Source organism: Collinsella sp. AF37-9 (assembly GCF_003475115.1).
Classification (GTDB): domain Bacteria; phylum Actinomycetota; class Coriobacteriia; order Coriobacteriales; family Coriobacteriaceae; genus Collinsella.
Window position 1 is genome coordinate 103,880 of record NZ_QROQ01000003.1, and the last position, 17,153, is coordinate 121,032.

Annotated in this window: 18 protein-coding genes; all 18 read left to right on the top strand. The window is 60.0% G+C overall.

Annotation, left to right across the window (positions count from 1 at the left end; genetic code table 11):
• Window positions 1–164: 164 nt before the first annotated feature.
• On the top strand, window positions 165–1,232 hold the full coding sequence (gene prfA, locus DW024_RS01945) for a peptide chain release factor 1 (RefSeq protein ID WP_118376859.1): 1,068 nt from the start codon (window positions 165–167) through the stop codon (window positions 1,230–1,232).
• Between the two features lie 655 nt (window positions 1,233–1,887).
• Window positions 1,888–3,162 (top strand): HemK/PrmC family methyltransferase, encoded by a 1,275-nt coding sequence (locus DW024_RS01950; protein ID WP_118376860.1) that lies wholly within the window; start codon window positions 1,888–1,890, stop codon window positions 3,160–3,162.
• 75 nt (window positions 3,163–3,237) lie between these two features.
• Entirely contained in the window at window positions 3,238–3,633 is a 396-nt protein-coding gene (locus tag DW024_RS01955; protein ID WP_117840426.1) for a type II toxin-antitoxin system RelE/ParE family toxin, read from the top strand.
• Window positions 3,620–3,922 carry a helix-turn-helix domain-containing protein gene (locus tag DW024_RS01960; protein WP_117840425.1) on the top strand — a complete coding sequence of 101 codons (303 nt, stop codon included), beginning with the start codon at window positions 3,620–3,622 and terminating at the stop codon, window positions 3,920–3,922. The genes DW024_RS01955 and DW024_RS01960 overlap by 14 nt, the downstream gene beginning before the upstream one ends.
• A gap of 148 nt (window positions 3,923–4,070) precedes the next feature.
• The gene (locus tag DW024_RS01965; protein WP_118376861.1) at window positions 4,071–4,814 is read left to right on the top strand and encodes an L-threonylcarbamoyladenylate synthase; all 744 of its coding nucleotides are present in this window, start codon (window positions 4,071–4,073) and stop codon (window positions 4,812–4,814) included.
• A gap of 13 nt (window positions 4,815–4,827) precedes the next feature.
• Entirely contained in the window at window positions 4,828–6,369 is a 1,542-nt protein-coding gene (gene glpK / locus DW024_RS01970) for a glycerol kinase GlpK (protein WP_118376862.1), read from the top strand.
• A 123-nt stretch (window positions 6,370–6,492) separates the two neighbouring features.
• The gene (gene upp / locus DW024_RS01975) at window positions 6,493–7,140 is read left to right on the top strand and encodes a uracil phosphoribosyltransferase (protein WP_118376863.1); all 648 of its coding nucleotides are present in this window, start codon (window positions 6,493–6,495) and stop codon (window positions 7,138–7,140) included.
• 280 nt (window positions 7,141–7,420) lie between these two features.
• Entirely contained in the window at window positions 7,421–7,732 is a 312-nt protein-coding gene (locus DW024_RS01980) for a hypothetical protein (RefSeq protein ID WP_118376864.1), read from the top strand.
• A gap of 3 nt (window positions 7,733–7,735) precedes the next feature.
• Entirely contained in the window at window positions 7,736–8,539 is an 804-nt protein-coding gene (atpB, locus tag DW024_RS01985) for a F0F1 ATP synthase subunit A (protein ID WP_022094263.1), read from the top strand.
• A gap of 123 nt (window positions 8,540–8,662) precedes the next feature.
• A complete protein-coding gene (locus tag DW024_RS01990) occupies window positions 8,663–8,857 on the top strand; it encodes an ATP synthase subunit C (RefSeq protein WP_022094262.1) in 195 nt (64 codons plus the stop codon).
• Window positions 8,858–8,872: 15 nt separating this feature from the next.
• The gene (gene atpF / locus DW024_RS01995) at window positions 8,873–9,475 is read left to right on the top strand and encodes a F0F1 ATP synthase subunit B (RefSeq protein ID WP_055286332.1); all 603 of its coding nucleotides are present in this window, start codon (window positions 8,873–8,875) and stop codon (window positions 9,473–9,475) included.
• Entirely contained in the window at window positions 9,465–9,941 is a 477-nt protein-coding gene (locus DW024_RS02000; protein WP_006235713.1) for a FoF1 ATP synthase subunit delta, read from the top strand. Before atpF ends, DW024_RS02000 begins: the two co-directional genes overlap by 11 nt.
• Complete coding sequence (gene atpA / locus DW024_RS02005; protein ID WP_117635547.1) at window positions 9,941–11,539, top strand: F0F1 ATP synthase subunit alpha; 1,599 nt, start codon at window positions 9,941–9,943, stop codon at window positions 11,537–11,539. The genes DW024_RS02000 and atpA overlap by 1 nt, the downstream gene beginning before the upstream one ends.
• Before the next feature lie 5 nt (window positions 11,540–11,544).
• Window positions 11,545–12,453, top strand: coding sequence for an ATP synthase F1 subunit gamma (gene atpG / locus DW024_RS02010; RefSeq protein WP_117635546.1), 909 nt, complete (start codon window positions 11,545–11,547; stop codon window positions 12,451–12,453).
• Complete coding sequence (gene atpD / locus DW024_RS02015) at window positions 12,453–13,907, top strand: F0F1 ATP synthase subunit beta (protein WP_006235717.1); 1,455 nt, start codon at window positions 12,453–12,455, stop codon at window positions 13,905–13,907. The genes atpG and atpD overlap by 1 nt, the downstream gene beginning before the upstream one ends.
• Before the next feature lie 3 nt (window positions 13,908–13,910).
• A complete protein-coding gene (gene atpC / locus DW024_RS02020; protein ID WP_006235718.1) occupies window positions 13,911–14,303 on the top strand; it encodes an ATP synthase F1 subunit epsilon in 393 nt (130 codons plus the stop codon).
• A gap of 88 nt (window positions 14,304–14,391) precedes the next feature.
• Window positions 14,392–15,675 carry a UDP-N-acetylglucosamine 1-carboxyvinyltransferase gene (gene murA / locus DW024_RS02025; RefSeq protein ID WP_117766713.1) on the top strand — a complete coding sequence of 428 codons (1,284 nt, stop codon included), beginning with the start codon at window positions 14,392–14,394 and terminating at the stop codon, window positions 15,673–15,675.
• A gap of 12 nt (window positions 15,676–15,687) precedes the next feature.
• Window positions 15,688–16,923 carry an LCP family protein gene (locus DW024_RS02030; RefSeq protein ID WP_117655380.1) on the top strand — a complete coding sequence of 412 codons (1,236 nt, stop codon included), beginning with the start codon at window positions 15,688–15,690 and terminating at the stop codon, window positions 16,921–16,923.
• The last annotated feature ends 230 nt before the right edge of the window (window positions 16,924–17,153 follow it).

Sequence of the window (17,153 nt, forward strand, 5' to 3'; positions counted from 1 at the left end):
CGCTATCATGTATGGGTTAGACCGCAACTATGTACCCCATACGCGAAGGGATGCGCATGTATCTGAAGATCGACATGTTCTAGCCGGGCTTACCCCCGCAGCGGTGCCCCGCGCCTCATCAACTCTGCCGATTTTCACCTTCACGCATATAAAGGAGTCCCGCCATGCGCGACAAGCTCGAAAAGATCATCAAGGCCTACGAGGAGCTCGAGAAGAAGCTTTCCGACCCGGCCGTTGCCTCCGATATCAAGGAGTTCACGCGTCTCAACAAGGAGTACGCGCACCAGTCCGACCTCATCGCCGCCTCGCGCGAGTACATCGGCGCGCTCGATGACATCGAGGCTGCCAAGGAAATGCTGCACGATACCACCGATGCCGATGAGAAGGAGATGCTCCAGATGGACATCTCCGAAAACGAGGCCAAGCTTCCCCAACTCGAGGAAGTCATCAAGTACATGCTCATCCCGAGCGACCCCAACGACGACAAGAACACCATCGTCGAGATTCGCTCCGCCGCCGGTGGCGACGAGGCGGCCATCTTCGCCGGCGACCTCTACAAGATGTATCAGCGCTTTTGCGAGTCGCGCGGCTGGAAGACCACCGTGCTCGATTCCAGCCCCAGCGAGGCCGGCGGCTTTAAGTCCATTGAGTTCAAGGTCGAGGGCGACCGCGTTTACTCCGTCATGAAGTTCGAGTCCGGCGTGCACCGCGTCCAGCGCGTCCCCAAGACCGAGTCCCAGGGTCGCATTCAGACCTCCACGGCTACCGTAGCCGTGCTTCCCGAGGCCGAGGAAATCGACGTCCAGATCAACCAGTCCGACCTGCGCATCGACACCTACTGCGCCTCCGGCCCTGGCGGTCAGTGCGTTAACACTACCTACTCCGCCGTGCGCATCACCCACTTGCCCACCAACACCGTGGTGCAGTCGCAGGAACAGCGCTCCCAGATTCAGAACCGCGAAGTCTGCATGCAGATGCTGCGTGCCCGTCTGTACGAGATGGAGCTCGAGAAGCAGCAGGCTGAGCTCGGTGCCGAGCGCCAGAGCCAGATCGGCCACGGCAACCGTTCCGAGAAGATCCGTACCTACAACCAGCCCCAGGACCGCGTGACCGATCACCGCATCGGTTTCAACTCCACCTACAACGGCGTCCTTCTGGGCGATCAGCTCGGCACCGTCATCGAGGCACTCGCCGCCGCCGAGCGAGCCGAGAAGCTGGCACAGGCCGTTTAGGTTACGGCGTTTTACCAAACGCCGTAACGGCTCGACGCTGCAAACGCCCCTAAGCGGCAATCTGACGTTCAATCGTCGGTCGCGTACCCAAAGTACGCTTCCCTCCTCTTTCACGTCACCTTGCTCGCTTAGGGGCGTTTTCGCTGACTTATGCTTAACCTGCGGCGCCTTAGAGGTGGTCATTGGGGACAGACATAAATGAGTACCTACCTGCGGCGTTGCCATCGCTGCCGAATAGTCATTGGGGACGTTCTTAAATGACTAGGTTGGGTAAATTGCTTTTCAAATTTATTCAATTTGTTTTGTTAGAAATTAAGCTATTTACCCGCTTAAAGCAATTAACGGTATGCATCTGCAATTGAAAATATTGCTCGAAAAAACGTCCAAGAAGTCGCGGGGTCCTTTTTGGTGCGTCGCGCGTCAAGCGATGTGGCAAGTTCTTGGTTAGATATTGGTCAGTTTTGGGGCAACCTTGCCAAAAGCTTGACGGATACAAATCTAGACGTCGGCGAATGAACACTTTGAGCGAGCCCGGTGCAAAATTCTGGGCTGATTCTCGATAATCGTCTTCAATCGTCCCTTGCCAAGCGCTAGCCTCGCGTACAATCTGCTCCGACATTCGCGCGCCGTCCGGCGCTTAAGAGGGGAGGGCCCCATGGCAAACGAGATCTGGACCATCAAGCGTTGTCTCGAGTGGACCAAGGAGTACCTGGCCGAGCGCGGCGAGGAGCACCCCCGTCTTTCTGCCGAGTGGCTGCTGTGCGCCGCCACGGGCCTGGCGCGCATTGACCTATATATGCGTATGGACGAGACGCTTAACGCGGCCCAGCTCGAGACCATGCATGCGGCCGTTGTCCGCCGCGCTAAGGGCGAGCCGCTGCAATACATCACGGGCAGCACGCAGTTTCGCATGATTGACGTCGCGTGCGCCCCCGGCGTGCTCATTCCGCGTCCCGAGACCGAGATGCTCGTCGAGGAAGTCCTCAATTATCTGGATGCCGAGGTGCTGAGCCCCGAGGCTGCCGCCCGTCAGCGCGTTGAGCTGCCCTGGAACGATGAGGTTGAGGAGGCACGCAAGGCCGAGGCTGCGCTGGCAGACGAACGCGCGACCGCCGAGCGCCGTGCCGCCAACCTGACGGCCGCCGATGAGGCTGCGCTGGGTAGCGACGTGCTCGGTAGCCGCGCCTATGCCGAGGAGCTTGCCGATCGCGAGGCCGAGGAAGCCGCCGCGCAGGCGGCAGAAGCCGAAGCGGCAGAAGCAGAGGCCATGGAAACCCCCGAGCCCGAGCTCGACGAATACGGCATCGCCATTGAGGACAACGACCAACAGGCGACTCCCGCGCAAGATGCCGCCGAGGCCAACGCATCTGCTCCAGCCGAGCCCTGCATCGCCCGCGTTCTCGAGGTCGGCTGCGGCACGGGCTGCATCTCGCTCTCGCTTGCCTGGGAGCGTCGCGGCCACGTCACCTGCACTGCTACCGATATCGAGCCGCGCGCCATCGACCTGGCCACCAAAAACCGCGACGCGCTCGGGCTCACGTCCGATGAGGTCGCCTTCAGCCTCACCAACCTGGTGAGCTCCATTCCCCACGACGAGTGGGGCACCTTTGACGTGCTCGTCTCCAACCCGCCTTACATTCCGACCGATGTCATGCGCTCGCTGCCGCACGAGGTCAAGGACTTTGAGCCCGATCTGGCGCTCGAGGGCGGTGCCGACGGCCTCGATATCTTCCGCCGCCTGCTCAACGCGGCGCCCTACATGTTGCGCGCCGGCGGCCTCTTTGCCTGCGAGCTCTACGAGGGCGCGCTCGACGCTGCGGCCGAGCTCTGCCGTCAAGCGGGTCTGTCGGACGTGCGCATCGTCCACGACCTCACCGATCGCCCCCGCATCGTCCGAGCCATCGTCACCGAGCCCAAGCAGCGTATTTAAGCTGAACTAATAGACATTTGCTCAAGTTTGCTCTTGCAATATACCGTAAAACTTCTACTATAGAAGGAGGAAGGTATGTCGAATCAGCTGCATCGGTACCGTATTGTGCTTGATTACATTGAACCTTGGCTTGATGAGCAGGATGAAGCTACGCTGAAGCAGATTTATGCAGACCTTTTGGTGCTCGAGAAGGAAGGTCCCAGCCTTGGTCGTCCACTGGTTGATCGCGTTAAGGGCTCGAAGCTTCATCATTTAAAGGAGCTGAGAGTGACTTCGTGTGGTGGGCAGGTGATTCGCATCCTCTTCGCCTTTGACCCCAAGCGCCAGGCGGTATTGCTATTGGCGGGTGATAAGTCGCGAGCGGGATCGTCAAGGGCAAAATGGAACGGCTGGTATGCGATCAACATTCCAAAGGCCGAGCAACTATACCGTCGCCACGTAAGGAGGCTCGATCGAGATGGAACTGCATGAGTATATGGAATCTCGCGGGATAACGCGCGAATCCATTACCGCCGAGCAGGAGAGGACTCGCGATCGTATCGAAGCCTATAAGCTTGCTGAGATTCGCAGGCTAAAAGATCTAACACAGGCGTCGGTCGCCCAGTCGATGGGCGTTTCTCAAAAACGTGTATCCGAGCTCGAGCGCGGGGAGTTGGGGTCGATGAGGCTCGACACGCTGAGCAGGTACGCAGAGAGCCTCGGCGGAAAACTGGTTGCAAGCATCGAGTTTCCCGATCGTACCGTTACGCTTGCGCGCTAATAATCTTCAATTAACCCCCTCACTTTCACCGACTACTAGAGCCGCTCACCAAACCAACATGCGCTCTGGGCAAATAGATTGAACGTTTCGTGCGAGAATGCCCCACAGTAAACAAACTTGCACCAGAGCGTAAGGGGCTGGCATACACATGCAGACGGTCTATCGGGTATACGAGGGAACGCGCGAGCCGCATCGGCTTGCCGTTGAGCGTACGGCCGAGGTGCTCGGCTGTGGCGGTCTGGCCCTGATCCCGACCGAGACCGTCTATGGTGTCGCTGTGGCAGTTAACGCCTTTTCGGACGCCGTGCCTCAAGATACAAGTGAATTCCCATCGTGGCCGCGCGATCCGCAGGCCACCGTCAACGGCGCCGCGGTCCCCGCGCTCGGTACCGGCTATCGCCGTATCTTCACTCTCAAGCAACGTGAGCTCACGCAAACCGTCGCTTGGCTGGTCGATGGCGTCGAAGCACTCGACCGCTATGGCGTGGATATCCCGGAAGATGCCCGCATACTCGCGCGACGATGCTGGCCGGGCGCCCTGACTATCGTGGTCAAGGCGGCCCCCTGCGTGCCGACCTTTATGCGCGCCGCCGACGACACGGTGGCACTTCGCGCTTCGGCCTCGCCCGTGGTGCAGGCGCTCATCCGCGCCTGCGGCAGCCCTCTTGCCTGCACCAGCGCCAACACGCACGGCGCGCCCGCGCCGGCAAGTTTTGCCACGGTGGAGGAGCGCATCCTGGAGGGGGTCGATGTGGCCGTCGACGCCGGTGAGACCCCGTGTCGCGACGCCTCAACCATCGCGTCGTTTCAGCACGGCGAGCTCCAGATCCTGCGCCAAGGCGCGCTTCCAGCATCAGAGATCGAACGGGTCCTGTCCGACCCGATGCAATAGAAAGGTGTAAGCGATGTCGTTGAATCTGGGCAGCCTGGGCATGGAAGATGCCTCGTTTAACTTTGGCGGTTCCTACATCATGGCACTCGACTGCGGCACTACCTCGGTACTTGCGACCATCGTCGACGAGTACGGCTGCATCGTCGCCCAGGCGCGTCGTAGCGTCAAAACCAGCTTCCCGCGTCCCGGCTGGGTGGAACAGGATCCCACGGAGGTGCTTGCCAGCCAGATCGGCGTGATGATGGAGGTCCAGTTTAAGAGCGGCATCCATTCTGACCGCATTGCCGCCATCGGTATCTCCAACCAGCGCGAGACCACGGTGGTGTGGGACCGCATAAGCGGCCAACCCATCTATAACGCCATCGTGTGGCAATGCCGTCGCACCGCACCTCTGATCGACGAGCTGGTCGAGCAGGGCGCAGAAGAACTGGTGCGCTCCCGCACGGGACTCACGCTCGATCCGTATTTCTCGGCCTCCAAGGTGCAGTGGATCCTCGACAACGTCGATGGTGCGCGTGAGAGCGCGGCGGCGGGCGACCTCATGTTCGGCACCATCGACACCTGGCTCATCTACAACCTCACCGGCGGTCAGGTCTTTGCCACCGACTACACCAATGCCAGCCGCACCGCGCTCTTTAATATCCATACGCTCGATTGGGACGACGATCTGCTGGCACTTTTCGACGTCCCGCGTTCCATGATGCCCGAGGTTCGTTGGAGCTCGGGCGACTACGGCCGCGTCGCGAGCGACATCATGACCAACATGCCACCCATCATGGGCGTGGCGGGCGACCAACAGGCGTCGCTGTTCGGCCACTGCTGCTTCCATCCCGGCCAGACCAAAAACACCTATGGCACGGGTTGCTTTATGCTCATGAACACCGGCGACGAGATCGTCGAATCCAAGAACGGTCTGGTCTCCACAATCGGTATCGCCGCGGACGGCAAGATCAGCTATGCGCTCGAGGGTTCTATCTTTGCTGCCGGCTCAACCATGAACTGGCTGCGTAACAACATGGGCATCATCTCGAGCGTGAGCGAGTCCGCGCAACTCGCCACTTCGATTAACGACAACGAGGGCTGCTACTTCGTCCCCGCTTTCGCAGGCCTGGGCGCTCCCTGGTGGGACCCGCATGCTCGCGGTATCGTGTGCGGCCTGACCGGCGCCTCGAGTCGTGCGACCATTGTGCGTGCGGCCTGCGAGTCCATGGCCTACCAGAGTTATGACGTGCTACGCGCCATGGAGCAGGACGTGGGACTTTCGATTGAGCGCCTGTCCGTCGATGGCGGCGCCTCGCGCAACGAGTTCATCATGCAATTCCAGGCCGATCTGCTGGATATCCCCGTGCTGCAGTGCGAGACGGTGGAGACCACGGCGATCGGCGCCGCGTACTTGGCGGGCCTTGCCGTCGGCTATTGGGAGGATTTGGAGGAGCTGGAGCAAAACGCTCAGATCGTCAAAGTCTTCCATCCTCACATGTCCGCCGAGCGCCGTGAGAGCAACCTCGCTGGTTGGCGTGATGCCGTCAAGCGTTCGCTCAACACCGCTCAGTAGGGTTGCGACGAGCTGCTCGATGCAACAAACCGTTAAACTTATGCACGGCGCGAGGCAACAACGTCGCCATGCGCCTTGTCAGCAAGGCCATCTTCCGGCCGCAACGAAAGGGGCAATCAACCCATGACCGTCACCTACGATACGTCCCGTGTGACCCTTGTCGATCATCCGCTCGTCCAGCACAAGCTGTCGATCTTGCGCGACAAGAGCACCGGTACCAACCAGTTCCGCCAGCTCGTGCGCGAGCTCGCACTTTTTGACGGCTACGAGGCCATGCGCGACCTGCCCATGGAAGACGTCGAGGTCGAGACCCCCATCACCACCGCAACGTTTAAGCAGCTTGCCGGCAAAAAGCTCGCCATCGTTCCCATCCTGCGTGCGGGCCTTGGCATGGTCGATGGCATCCTCGACTTGGTACCCTCCGCTCGCGTGGGCCACATCGGTATGGAGCGCGACGAGGTTACCCACGAGCCGCATGAGTATTACTGCAAGATGCCCAAGGATATCGACCAGCGCATCTGCCTGGTTGTCGACCCCATGCTCGCCACGGGCGGTTCGGCCGAGATGGCCATCAGCTACCTGCGTGAGCGCGGTGTCAAGGATATCCGCATGCTGTGTATCGTCGCCGCGCCCGAGGGCCTCAAGTCACTGACCGAAAAGGACCCCGACGTACATATTTATACGTGCGCCATCGACGACCATCTCAACGAGGCTGCCTACATCGTTCCCGGCCTCGGCGACGCCGGAGACCGCATTTACGGTACGCTCTAGTCGTTGGGCCTTGTCGGCTACGGTCACAAATACGAAGAAATGGTGCGCGCGGGCGAGCAAAAGTCGTCCACGCGCACTTCTGTTAACGGACGTTTTGCGCTGAGGGGTTCGAAAAAACGTATTACCGTACCTGCGGCATAAAGAAGGCCTTAAGAAAACGTACAGGTGCGTATTAACCGTTTGTTTTACGGTTGTACTTTAGCGATTGGCTCGTACAATAGTCACCAATGTTTGGCTGGGACTGTGCTGTGAGGCGTTAAAAAGGAAAGTGAGGACGCCAGTGTTTCAGATAGCCGATCTGCTCGCTATCGTTGCAGGTGCCATCGCGGGCGCAATTGCCTTCCTTCCCTTTGTTTTTACGCTCAAGCCGGTTCTTGACGATAAACAGAATGCGGACATGCTCAAGGGCATGGTGAGCCTGGCGGTCTCGGCAGTCGCCCTGCTCGTCTTTACCTTGGTTGTGTTTGCGTTGTTCGGAGAGGCATTTCGCATGTTCCTCCTGGGCGAGGCGATCGGCTTCGTGGCCTTTATGGCCGCCTGCACGGTTCGCGTCGCCAAGGCGCTGCGAGATCCTCATGAGGTCGAAAGGTAAGTCGTGGAAATTTTTGAAAAGCTGCCTGATGAGATTAATCATCTGGTCAGCGAGTTCAGCTCCACTCCTGTCGTGGGCGATCTGAGCTGCGGCATCACGCAGTACTCGTTTTGGCTGATCGTCTCCACGATCGTGCTCCTGATCGTCCTGGCCGTGTTCAAGAAGAAGCAGACCCTAGTTCCCAAGGGCTTCTTCGTCAACGGTTTCGAGTACATCATCGAGTACGTCGAGAACGATATCGGCAAGGGCGTCGTGGGTGAGAACTGGAAGAAGCACTTCCCGTTCCTGTGCTCGCTTTTCCTGTTCATCCTGATCAATAACATGATCGGCCTGATCCCGGGAATGAAGCCCGGCACCGGCGCAATCGGCTCCACCGCCGCGCTCGCCATCTTCGCCTTCGTGTACTTCATCTACTACGGATGCAAGGCTCACGGCGTGATCGGCTACATCAAGAGCCTCGCCCCGCAGGGCGTGAGCTTCCCGATGAACGTGCTTGTGTGGGTCGTCGAGCTTTTCTCGACCTTCCTGCGCCTTATCACGCTCGCCGTCCGTCTGTTCTGCAACATGTTCGCAGGACACGTGGTCATGGGCTCGTTCGCCATCATGGCGAGCATGTTCATGCAGCCGCTGCTTCAGCAGGTTTCCGCGGCCCACGCCGTCGGCGCCCTGCCTTCGCTGGCCTGGCTTGCCATCCTCATCCTGATCTATGCGATCGAGCTTGTGGTCGGCGCCATCCAGGCCTACGTCTTCACGGTCCTTACCGCCGTGTATGTCTCCGAGGCAGAGGAGGTCGCGGAGGAGGAGTAGTCTTCCGTTCGCGCCTTAAAGGTAAGCAATTCGTTAAACCGCCGGTGCCCGTACCCATGGAGCCCGGCAGTTATAAAAAGGTTATCCTGCGTGAAATAAGACACGCACGACAAAGGAGGAATCGTGGGAGTTATCGGTTACGGTCTCGGTGTTATCGGCGCTGGTCTTGCTATCGGCCTGTCTGCTCTGGGTGCTACGGGTGCTATGGCCCGTCAGCCTGAGGTCCAGGGCCGCGTGTTCACCGTCTTCATCATGGGCTCCGCCTTCGGCGAGGCTCTGGCTCTGATCGGCTTCGTTGTCGCGCTGATCGTTAAATAGCACGGAGCGTCAAGTATGAATCTTTCATCCCAGAAGAGCGCGATCGCACTCTCCGCGTCCGCGGCCGCGCTGCTCATGCCGGTTTCCGCGTTCGCCGAGGACGGCGCTGCCGGTGCGGACATCCTCATCCCTAAGATGGCGGAGTTCATCCCGGCGCTTATCGCCTTCCTGATCATCTGGATCGTGCTGGCCAAGGTCGCCCTGCCGGGCATCATGAAAACCATGGAGGAGCGCGGCAAGAAGATCGAGGAGAGCCTCGACGAGGCCGAGAAGACCAAGCAGGAGGCTATCGCCAAGCGCGCTGAGTCCGACTCGATCGTCACCGACGCCCGTCGTCAGGCTGCCGACATCGTTCTCGAGGCCCGTAAGGACGCCGAGTCCGAGCGCGCCCGTATCATCGAGGCTGCTCACAAGGAGGCCGAGGAGATCATCGCCAAGGCCCATACGACCGTCGAGGACGAGCGCAAGTCCATCTACGCCGGTGCCGCGAGTTCCATCGCCGACCTGTCCGTTGCCGTCGCCACCAAGATCGTGGGCGAGGCACTCGAGGACGAGTCCGAGCAGAAGAAGCTCATCGAGCGCTACATCCAGGAAGCAGGTAGCCTGAATGCCGACTAGCCGCTATCAGGACAAGGTGCTCGAGACCTACGCGCGCTCCCTTTTGGAAGCCGCCAAGGCCGAGAACCATGTGTTCGAGGACCTCGAGATGATCGAGCGTCTGGCTAGCGCCAGCCCCGAGATCATCGCCGTGCTCGACACCATGTCCAAGCGCGACCAGCTCGACCTTCTTCCCAAGGTGGCAGCTGCCTTTAAGTATGTTGCCGAGGAAGACGAGGATGTAGTGGGCGTGACCGTCACCACGGCGATCCCGCTCGACGACGAGCTGCGTCAAACCATCACTAAGAAATGCGAGCAGGACTTCGGCCGCAAGGTATTCCTTATCGAGCAGGTCGACCCGTCTATCGTGGGCGGCCTGGTGCTCGAGGCCCGCGGCGAGCGTCGTGACATTTCCGTCAAGACGCAGCTGCGCATCGCGCAGGAGACCCTCGCAAACTCTGCTAATTCGTACGGAGGTGAAGCCTAATGTCCGAAACCCTCAATGCCCAGGATATCGCCAAGAAACTGCAGGAGCAGCTCACGAGCCTCTCCGCGACGGTCGATACGCATGAGGTTTCAACGGTCGACGAGGTAGGCGACGGCATCGCGCGCGTCTCCGGCCTCAAGAGCGCCATGGCAGGCGAGCTTCTGGAGTTCAAGAGCTCCGATACCGGTGAGACCGTCTTCGGCCTTGCCCAGAACCTTGACCGTGACGAGGTCGGCGCCGTTCTGTTCGGTGCCGTCGACGCCATCAAGGAAGGCGACGAGTGCCGCACCACTGGCCGCATTATGGATATCCCTGTGAGCCGCGCCATGCTCGGCCGCGTCGTCAATCCGCTCGGCCAGCCTATCGACGGTTTGGGTGACATCGTCGCCACGCACCGTCGCCCCATCGAGTTCAAGGCCCCCGGTGTCATCGACCGTACCCCGGTGTGCGAGCCGGTTCAGACCGGCCTGTTGGCTATCGACTCCATGGTGCCTATCGGCCGCGGTCAGCGTGAGCTCATCATCGGCGACCGTAAGACCGGTAAGACCGCCATTGCCATCGACGCTATCCTCAATCAGCGCGGCAAGGGCATGGTTTGCATCTATGTCGCCATCGGCCAGAAGGCCTCCACGGTTGCTAACATTCGCGAGACCCTCGCTCAGCACGGTGCGCTCGACTACACCATCATCGTTTCGGCCACCGCTGCCGATTCCGCCCCTATGCAGTACATCGCGCCTATGGCCGGTGCCGCTATCGGCGAGTTCTTTATGTACAACGGCGAGGACGGCAAGCCCGCCAGCGAGACCAACCCCGGTGGTCACGTGCTCGTCATCTACGACGACCTGTCCAAGCAGGCCGTGGCATATCGTCAGATGTCGCTGACGCTGCATCGTCCGCCCGGACGCGAGGCCTATCCTGGCGACATCTTCTACCTGCACTCTCGTCTGCTCGAGCGTGCCGTCAAGATGTCCAAGAAGAACGGCTACGGCTCAATGACGGCACTGCCGATCATCGAGACTCAGGACGGCGACGTTTCGGCCTACATTCCGACCAACGTCATTTCCATTACCGATGGTCAGATCTACCTGCAGTCCGAGCTCTTCTTCCAGGGCCAGCGCCCGGCAGTCGACGTGGGCATTTCCGTGTCCCGCGTTGGTGGCGACGCGCAGACCAAGGCCATGAAGCAGGTCGCCGGCAACCTTCGTCTGGACCTCGCTTCGTACCAGGAGCTCGCTGGCTTTACCCAGTTCGGCTCCGACCTCGACGAGGCTACTCAGAAGCAGCTGACCCATGGTGCCCGCATGACCGAGCTCCTGAAGCAGCCGCGTTACAAGCCGTTTGAGGTTGGCGAGCAGATCGTTACGCTGTTCGCTGGCAACGAGGGCTTCCTGGATGACCTGGAGATCGCCGACGTGCTGCCCTTCCGTGCCGAGCTCATCGAGTACATGGACAATGGCTTTGGCTCGCTGCTCGACAAGGTTCGCGCCAAGAAGATCGATGATGACACCAAGGCTGAGCTCTTGCGCGTCATCGGCGACTTCAAGCAGCAGTTCATGGCCAAGCACCATTCGGATGTTTCTGGATCAGAGGAGAACTAAGCCCCATGGCCAACCTTCGCGACATTAAGAAGCGAATCTCCTCGGTTACCACGACCAAGCAGATCACGCGCACGATGGAGATGGTCTCTACGGCCAAGATCCGTCGTGCCCTCGATCGCTCCAAGCAGGCCGAGCCCTATAAGGAGGCGCTGACCGACGTCATGTTGACGGTCGCCGGCGACGCCTCCTGTTCGGGCACCGATCCCATGCTGCAGAAGCATGAGAGCGTCAAGCATGGCCTGATTGTCGTTATTGCCTCGGACCGCGGCCTTGCCGGCGGTTTCAATACGACGGTGGAGCGCACGGCCGAAAAGCTCGCCGCTTCTTGGGCGAACGACGGCATCGAGTGCGAGATCATCGCGTGCGGGCGTAAGCCGGTCACGTATTTCCGTGACCGCGCAAACGTTGTCATGCACTTTGAGGGCAACTCCTCTGAGCCCGATTTCAATCAGGCCCGCATGATTTCCTCTCATATCTGCGATGCGTATCGTGCCGGTGAGCTTGACCGTGTCGAGCTTGTCTACCACCACGCCAAGAACCGCGTGGATCAGGAGCTTCGCGTCGAGCATCTGTTGCCGCTCGACCCCGAGATGATCGCTATGGCCCACGGTCCGCGTAAGAACGAGACCGACGCCCCTAAGCGCATCTCGTCCACGTTCGAGTTCGTGCCCTCTCCCGAGCATGTTCTCGGCAAGCTTGTGCCGTCTTATATCCTGACGGTCATCTACCAGGCCCTGATCGATTCGGCGGCTGCCGAGCAGGGTGCACGCCGCAAGGCCATGCACTCCGCGACGGAAAACGCCACCGCGATCATCTCGACCCTTACCCGCACGTATAGTCGCGTGCGCCAGGCTTCGATCACGACCGAGATCAACGAGATCGTCGGCGGAGCCTCAGCATTGGAGGAACAGTAATGGCTAATAACACCGTAAAGCTTGCGGTCGAGGAAGCCACCAAGAAGACGACTGCCGGTGATGGTCGCATCGTGCGAATCATCGGCCCTGTCGTCGACGTCAAGTTTGACGGCGCGGTGCCCCCGATCTACAACGCGCTCACGGTCGAGGCCGAGACCCCGATCGGTCATCTGAGCACGATCCTTGAGGTCGAGAGCCAGCTTCCGGGCGGCGTCGTCCGCACGGTCGCCATGTCCTCGACCGACGGCCTGCAGCGCGGCCTCATCGCCACCGATACCGGTGAGCCCATGAAGATGCCCGTTGGTCCCAAGACGCTCGGTCGCATTTGGAACGTCATGGGCAAGCCCGTCGACGGCAAGCCCATGCCCGAGGTGGAGGAGTTCTACCCCATCCACCATGCAGCGCCCCGCTTTGACGAGCTCACCACCAAGACCGAGATCTTCGAGACCGGCATCAAGGCCGTCGACCTGCTCGAGCCCTACATCCGTGGCGGCAAGACCGGCCTGTTCGGCGGCGCCGGCGTCGGCAAGACCGTTCTGATTCAGGAGCTTATCAACAACCTCGCCCAGGAGCACGGCGGCACCTCGGTGTTCACCGGTGTCGGCGAGCGTACCCGCGAGGGCACCGACCTGTTCCTCGAGATGAGCGAGTCTGGCGTTATCGACAAGACCTGCTTGGTTTATGGTCAGATGAACGAGCCGCCTGGAGCGCGTCTGCGCATCGGTCTGGCCGGCCTTACCACCGCTGAGTACTTCCGCGATCGCGGCCAGGACGTCCTGCTGTTCATCGACAACATCTTCCGCTTCTCCCAGGCGGGTTCCGAGGTTTCCGCACTGCTGGGCCGTATGCCGTCCGCCGTTGGTTACCAGCCCACACTGGCTACCGAGATGGGTGACCTCCAGGAGCGCATTACCTCGACCAAGACGGGATCCATTACCTCCGTCCAGGCTGTCTACGTCCCCGCAGACGACCTGACCGACCCGGCGCCTGCCACGACGTTTACGCACCTCGACGCTACCACGGTTCTTTCGCGTAGCATTTCGTCGCTCGGCCTGTTCCCGGCTATCGACCCGCTCGCGTCTTCCTCCGACGCTCTCGATCCCTCGATCGTCGGCGAGGAGCACTACCGTGTCGCCGTCAAGGTCCAGGAGCTCCTGCAGGAGTACTCCGACCTTCAGGACATCATCGCCATTCTGGGTATGGACGAGCTGTCCGAGGAACAGCGCCTTACGGTCAACCGTGCCCGTAAGATTCAGCAGTTCCTCTCGCAGTCCTTCCACGTCGCCGAGAAGTTCACCGGTAACCCCGGTGTCTACGTCCGCGTCGAGGATACCGTCCGCTCTTTCGCCGAGATTGTCGACGGCAAGGCCGATGACCTGCCCGAGCAGGCTTTCCGCTATGCTTCCACGATTGAGGACGTGCGCGAGCGCGCCCGCAAGATGGGGGAGAAGTAGGTTATGCGTATCCGCATCGTGTGCCCCGTGAGCTGCGCCTATGAGGGCGACGCTGCGTTTGTGTCGATTCCGTCCACGGATGGCGAGTTTGGCGTTCTGCCTGCTCACTCCAGCGAGATCTGCACGATCGACCGCGGTTACGTTCGCGTTTCCGATAAGGCCATGGGCACTGTCGACCACACGTTTGCCGTGGCCGGCGGCTATGCCCAGGTTGCGGACGATGTCGTGACCGTTCTCGCCGAGCGCGCTTGCGATTTGGCGACCGTCGATGCCGACAAGCTTAAAGCTGATATTCAAGGTTTTGAAGAGAAGCTGGGTAATTTGTCGGAGGATGATGCACGCCGCGCCTACCTCTATAATGAAATCGCATGGTGTAAGCTCAAGCTTGCCCAATAGTCAAACGATTTAGCGTTCGACCATTTGCGAACACATCATGCCCGGGATGGCTTGGCCACCCCGGGCATGCTTTTTGAAAGGGTAGACCTTGGATATTATCCGCGTTGAGGGTGGCCACGCCATCGGAGGCTCCGTGCCCGTCTCGGGTGCTAAGAACTCCGCGCTCAAACTCATGGCGGCAACGCTTCTGGCGCCGGGCAAGACGACGCTGCAGAACGTGCCCGATATTTCCGATGTCCACGTGATGGGCAAGGTGCTCAAGGGCATGGGCGCTACGATCGATGTTCTCGACGAGCACACGCTCGAGATCGATACCTCTCAGGTCGATTCCTGGGAGGCTCCCTATGAGCTCGTCGCTAAGATGCGTGCTTCCACCGCCGTCATGGGGCCCCTGCTGGGTCGCTTCCATCGCGCCAAGATCGCCATGCCGGGCGGCTGCAACCTAGGTGCCCGCAAGATCGACATGCATATTCTGGGTCTCGAGGCCCTGGGCGTCGAGTTTGATACCGCCCACGGCTACATCAACGCCAGCGCGCCTCAGGGCCTGCGCGGTACCACCGTCACGCTCGAGTTTGCCAGTGTCGGTGCGACCGAGAACCTCATTATGGCATCCGTGCGCGCGCAGGGCACCACGGTTATCGACAATGCCGCCCGCGAGCCCGAGATCGTCGATCTCGCCAACATGCTCAACGAAATGGGTGCCAAGATTGTTGGCGCCGGTACGCCTGTCGTGACCATCGAGGGCGTGGAAGAGCTGCATCCTGTTACCCATCGCGTAGTGGGCGACCGCATCGAGGCCGGTACCTTTATCGTCGCCGGTGCGTTGATGGCAGACGATCGCGGTGTCGATGTCACGGGCTTTTGTCCCATTCACTTGGGTATGGTGCTCAAGAAGATGGAGCTCATGGGTATCGACTGCGAGCGCGTCGAGGATGGCGTCCATGTGAACCGTGCCGAGCGTATCAAGCCTGTCGACATCCAGACGCTTCCGTTCCCCGGCTTCCCGACCGACATGCAGGCACAAATTATGGTGCTCTCCGCCCTCTCCGGCGGCAGTTCCGTTATTACCGAGAACATCTTCGAGAATCGCTTTATGTTTGCCTCTGAGCTGGTGCGCATGGGTGCCGACATTCGTATCGAGAGCCATCATGCCATGATTCATGGCGTCAAGGGCTTCTCGGGTGCACAGGTTACCTCGCCCGATCTGCGCGGCGGAGCGGCCCTCGTCGTAGCGGGCTTGATCGCCGACGGGACGACCGAGGTTTCGGCTATCCATCACATCAAGCGCGGCTACGAGCAGTTTGTCGAAAAGCTGCAGGCGCTTGGCGCGCATGTCGAGCATGCTACCGTCCCCGATCCCGTCATCTACTAATACAGGTTGCCTATGTTTAATAAAAAGCCCCTCGCGGATACCACCACCCGAAGACCCTCAACTGGTGCGCAGGCCAAGATCTACAGTCGCGATAACGTGGCTCGCTATTCCGAGCGCGCTCGTCAACGTCGCCGTAGCCACACGATTCGTCACGTCGCGCTCATTGTCGTGCTTGGCGTGCTGCTGAGTGCCACTACCGCTGCCGGCCTGTGGTTTGCCACCATTATGGGCAAGCTCGGCGATTCTAATGTCATTACTGACAATCTGCGTCGGGTTCTGGTTGACACCGATGAGGCAAAGGATCCGTTCTACGTGCTGCTTCTTGGCACCGACGGCCGTCCGGGCGAGGATACGTATCGTGCCGACTCGATTATCCTGGCACGCATCGACCCCACGCAAAAGCAGGCGACGCTCATTTCCGTTCCGCGCGACACCAAGGTCGAGTACAAGGGCGAGACCATGAAGATCAACGCCTGCCATACCGTTGGCGGCGCCGAGGCCATGGTCGAGGCGGTCAACGAGCTGTGCGGTGTTCAGATTTCCCACTATGCCGAGGTTAGCTTCGACGGTATGCAGGCGCTGATTGATTCGGTTGGCGGTATCGACATTAACGCAACCGATGATGTTGACGACCCCGAGCACCTGGATATTAAGATTACCGCTGGCCAGCAGCATATGGACGGTGCCACCGCCCTTACCTATGCCCGCTGCCGCTACACCTATGCCGACGGCGATTACACGCGCATGCGCCACCAGCGTCAGGTGCTTGGCGCCCTTGCCAACCAGATTCTCAATAACTTCGATGCCACGAAGATCTTTGGCCTGGTTAATTCGCTGTCCGATATGCTCGTGACCGATATGAGCGTTCAGGATATCGTCTCTACGGTCAACGCCATGCGCGGTATGGATGTCGACGGTATCTACTCGGCCAACCTGCCTTCGTACGCCGACGACAGCACCATGATTGACGGTGTGAGCTACGTCTTTGTCTACGAGGACGAGCTCAAGGAAATGATGGAGCGCGTCGATGCCGGCAAGGATCCCAAGGGTCCCAACACCATGGGTCTTTCCGACGGCTCCAGCTCTACGATCGGCGACCTCAGCAACAACACGTCTGACGACTACGCAAACGGCACCGCAACCTCATCGGTCAGCTCTGACGATTCCGATGGCTCAAGCGATTCGAGCGATTCGGACTACTACGAACAGCCCACCGGCGACGGCAACGGTTACGAGGCCAACTACTAAGTTACGGCGTTTTACCAAACGCCGTAACGACTCGACGCTGCGCGACGTCCAAGGCGACAATTTGTCATTCAAAAGGCAGGGCATGACCAGAAGGTCAATGCCCTGCCTTTTTCATGCCAACTTGTTCGCCTTGGACGTCGCTCGCTGACGTTGGCTCAACCTGCGATGTTGACTACTCCCCTTGGGTGACGCATAATTTCTTTCGCAAATTGACAACCGCATAGCGGAAC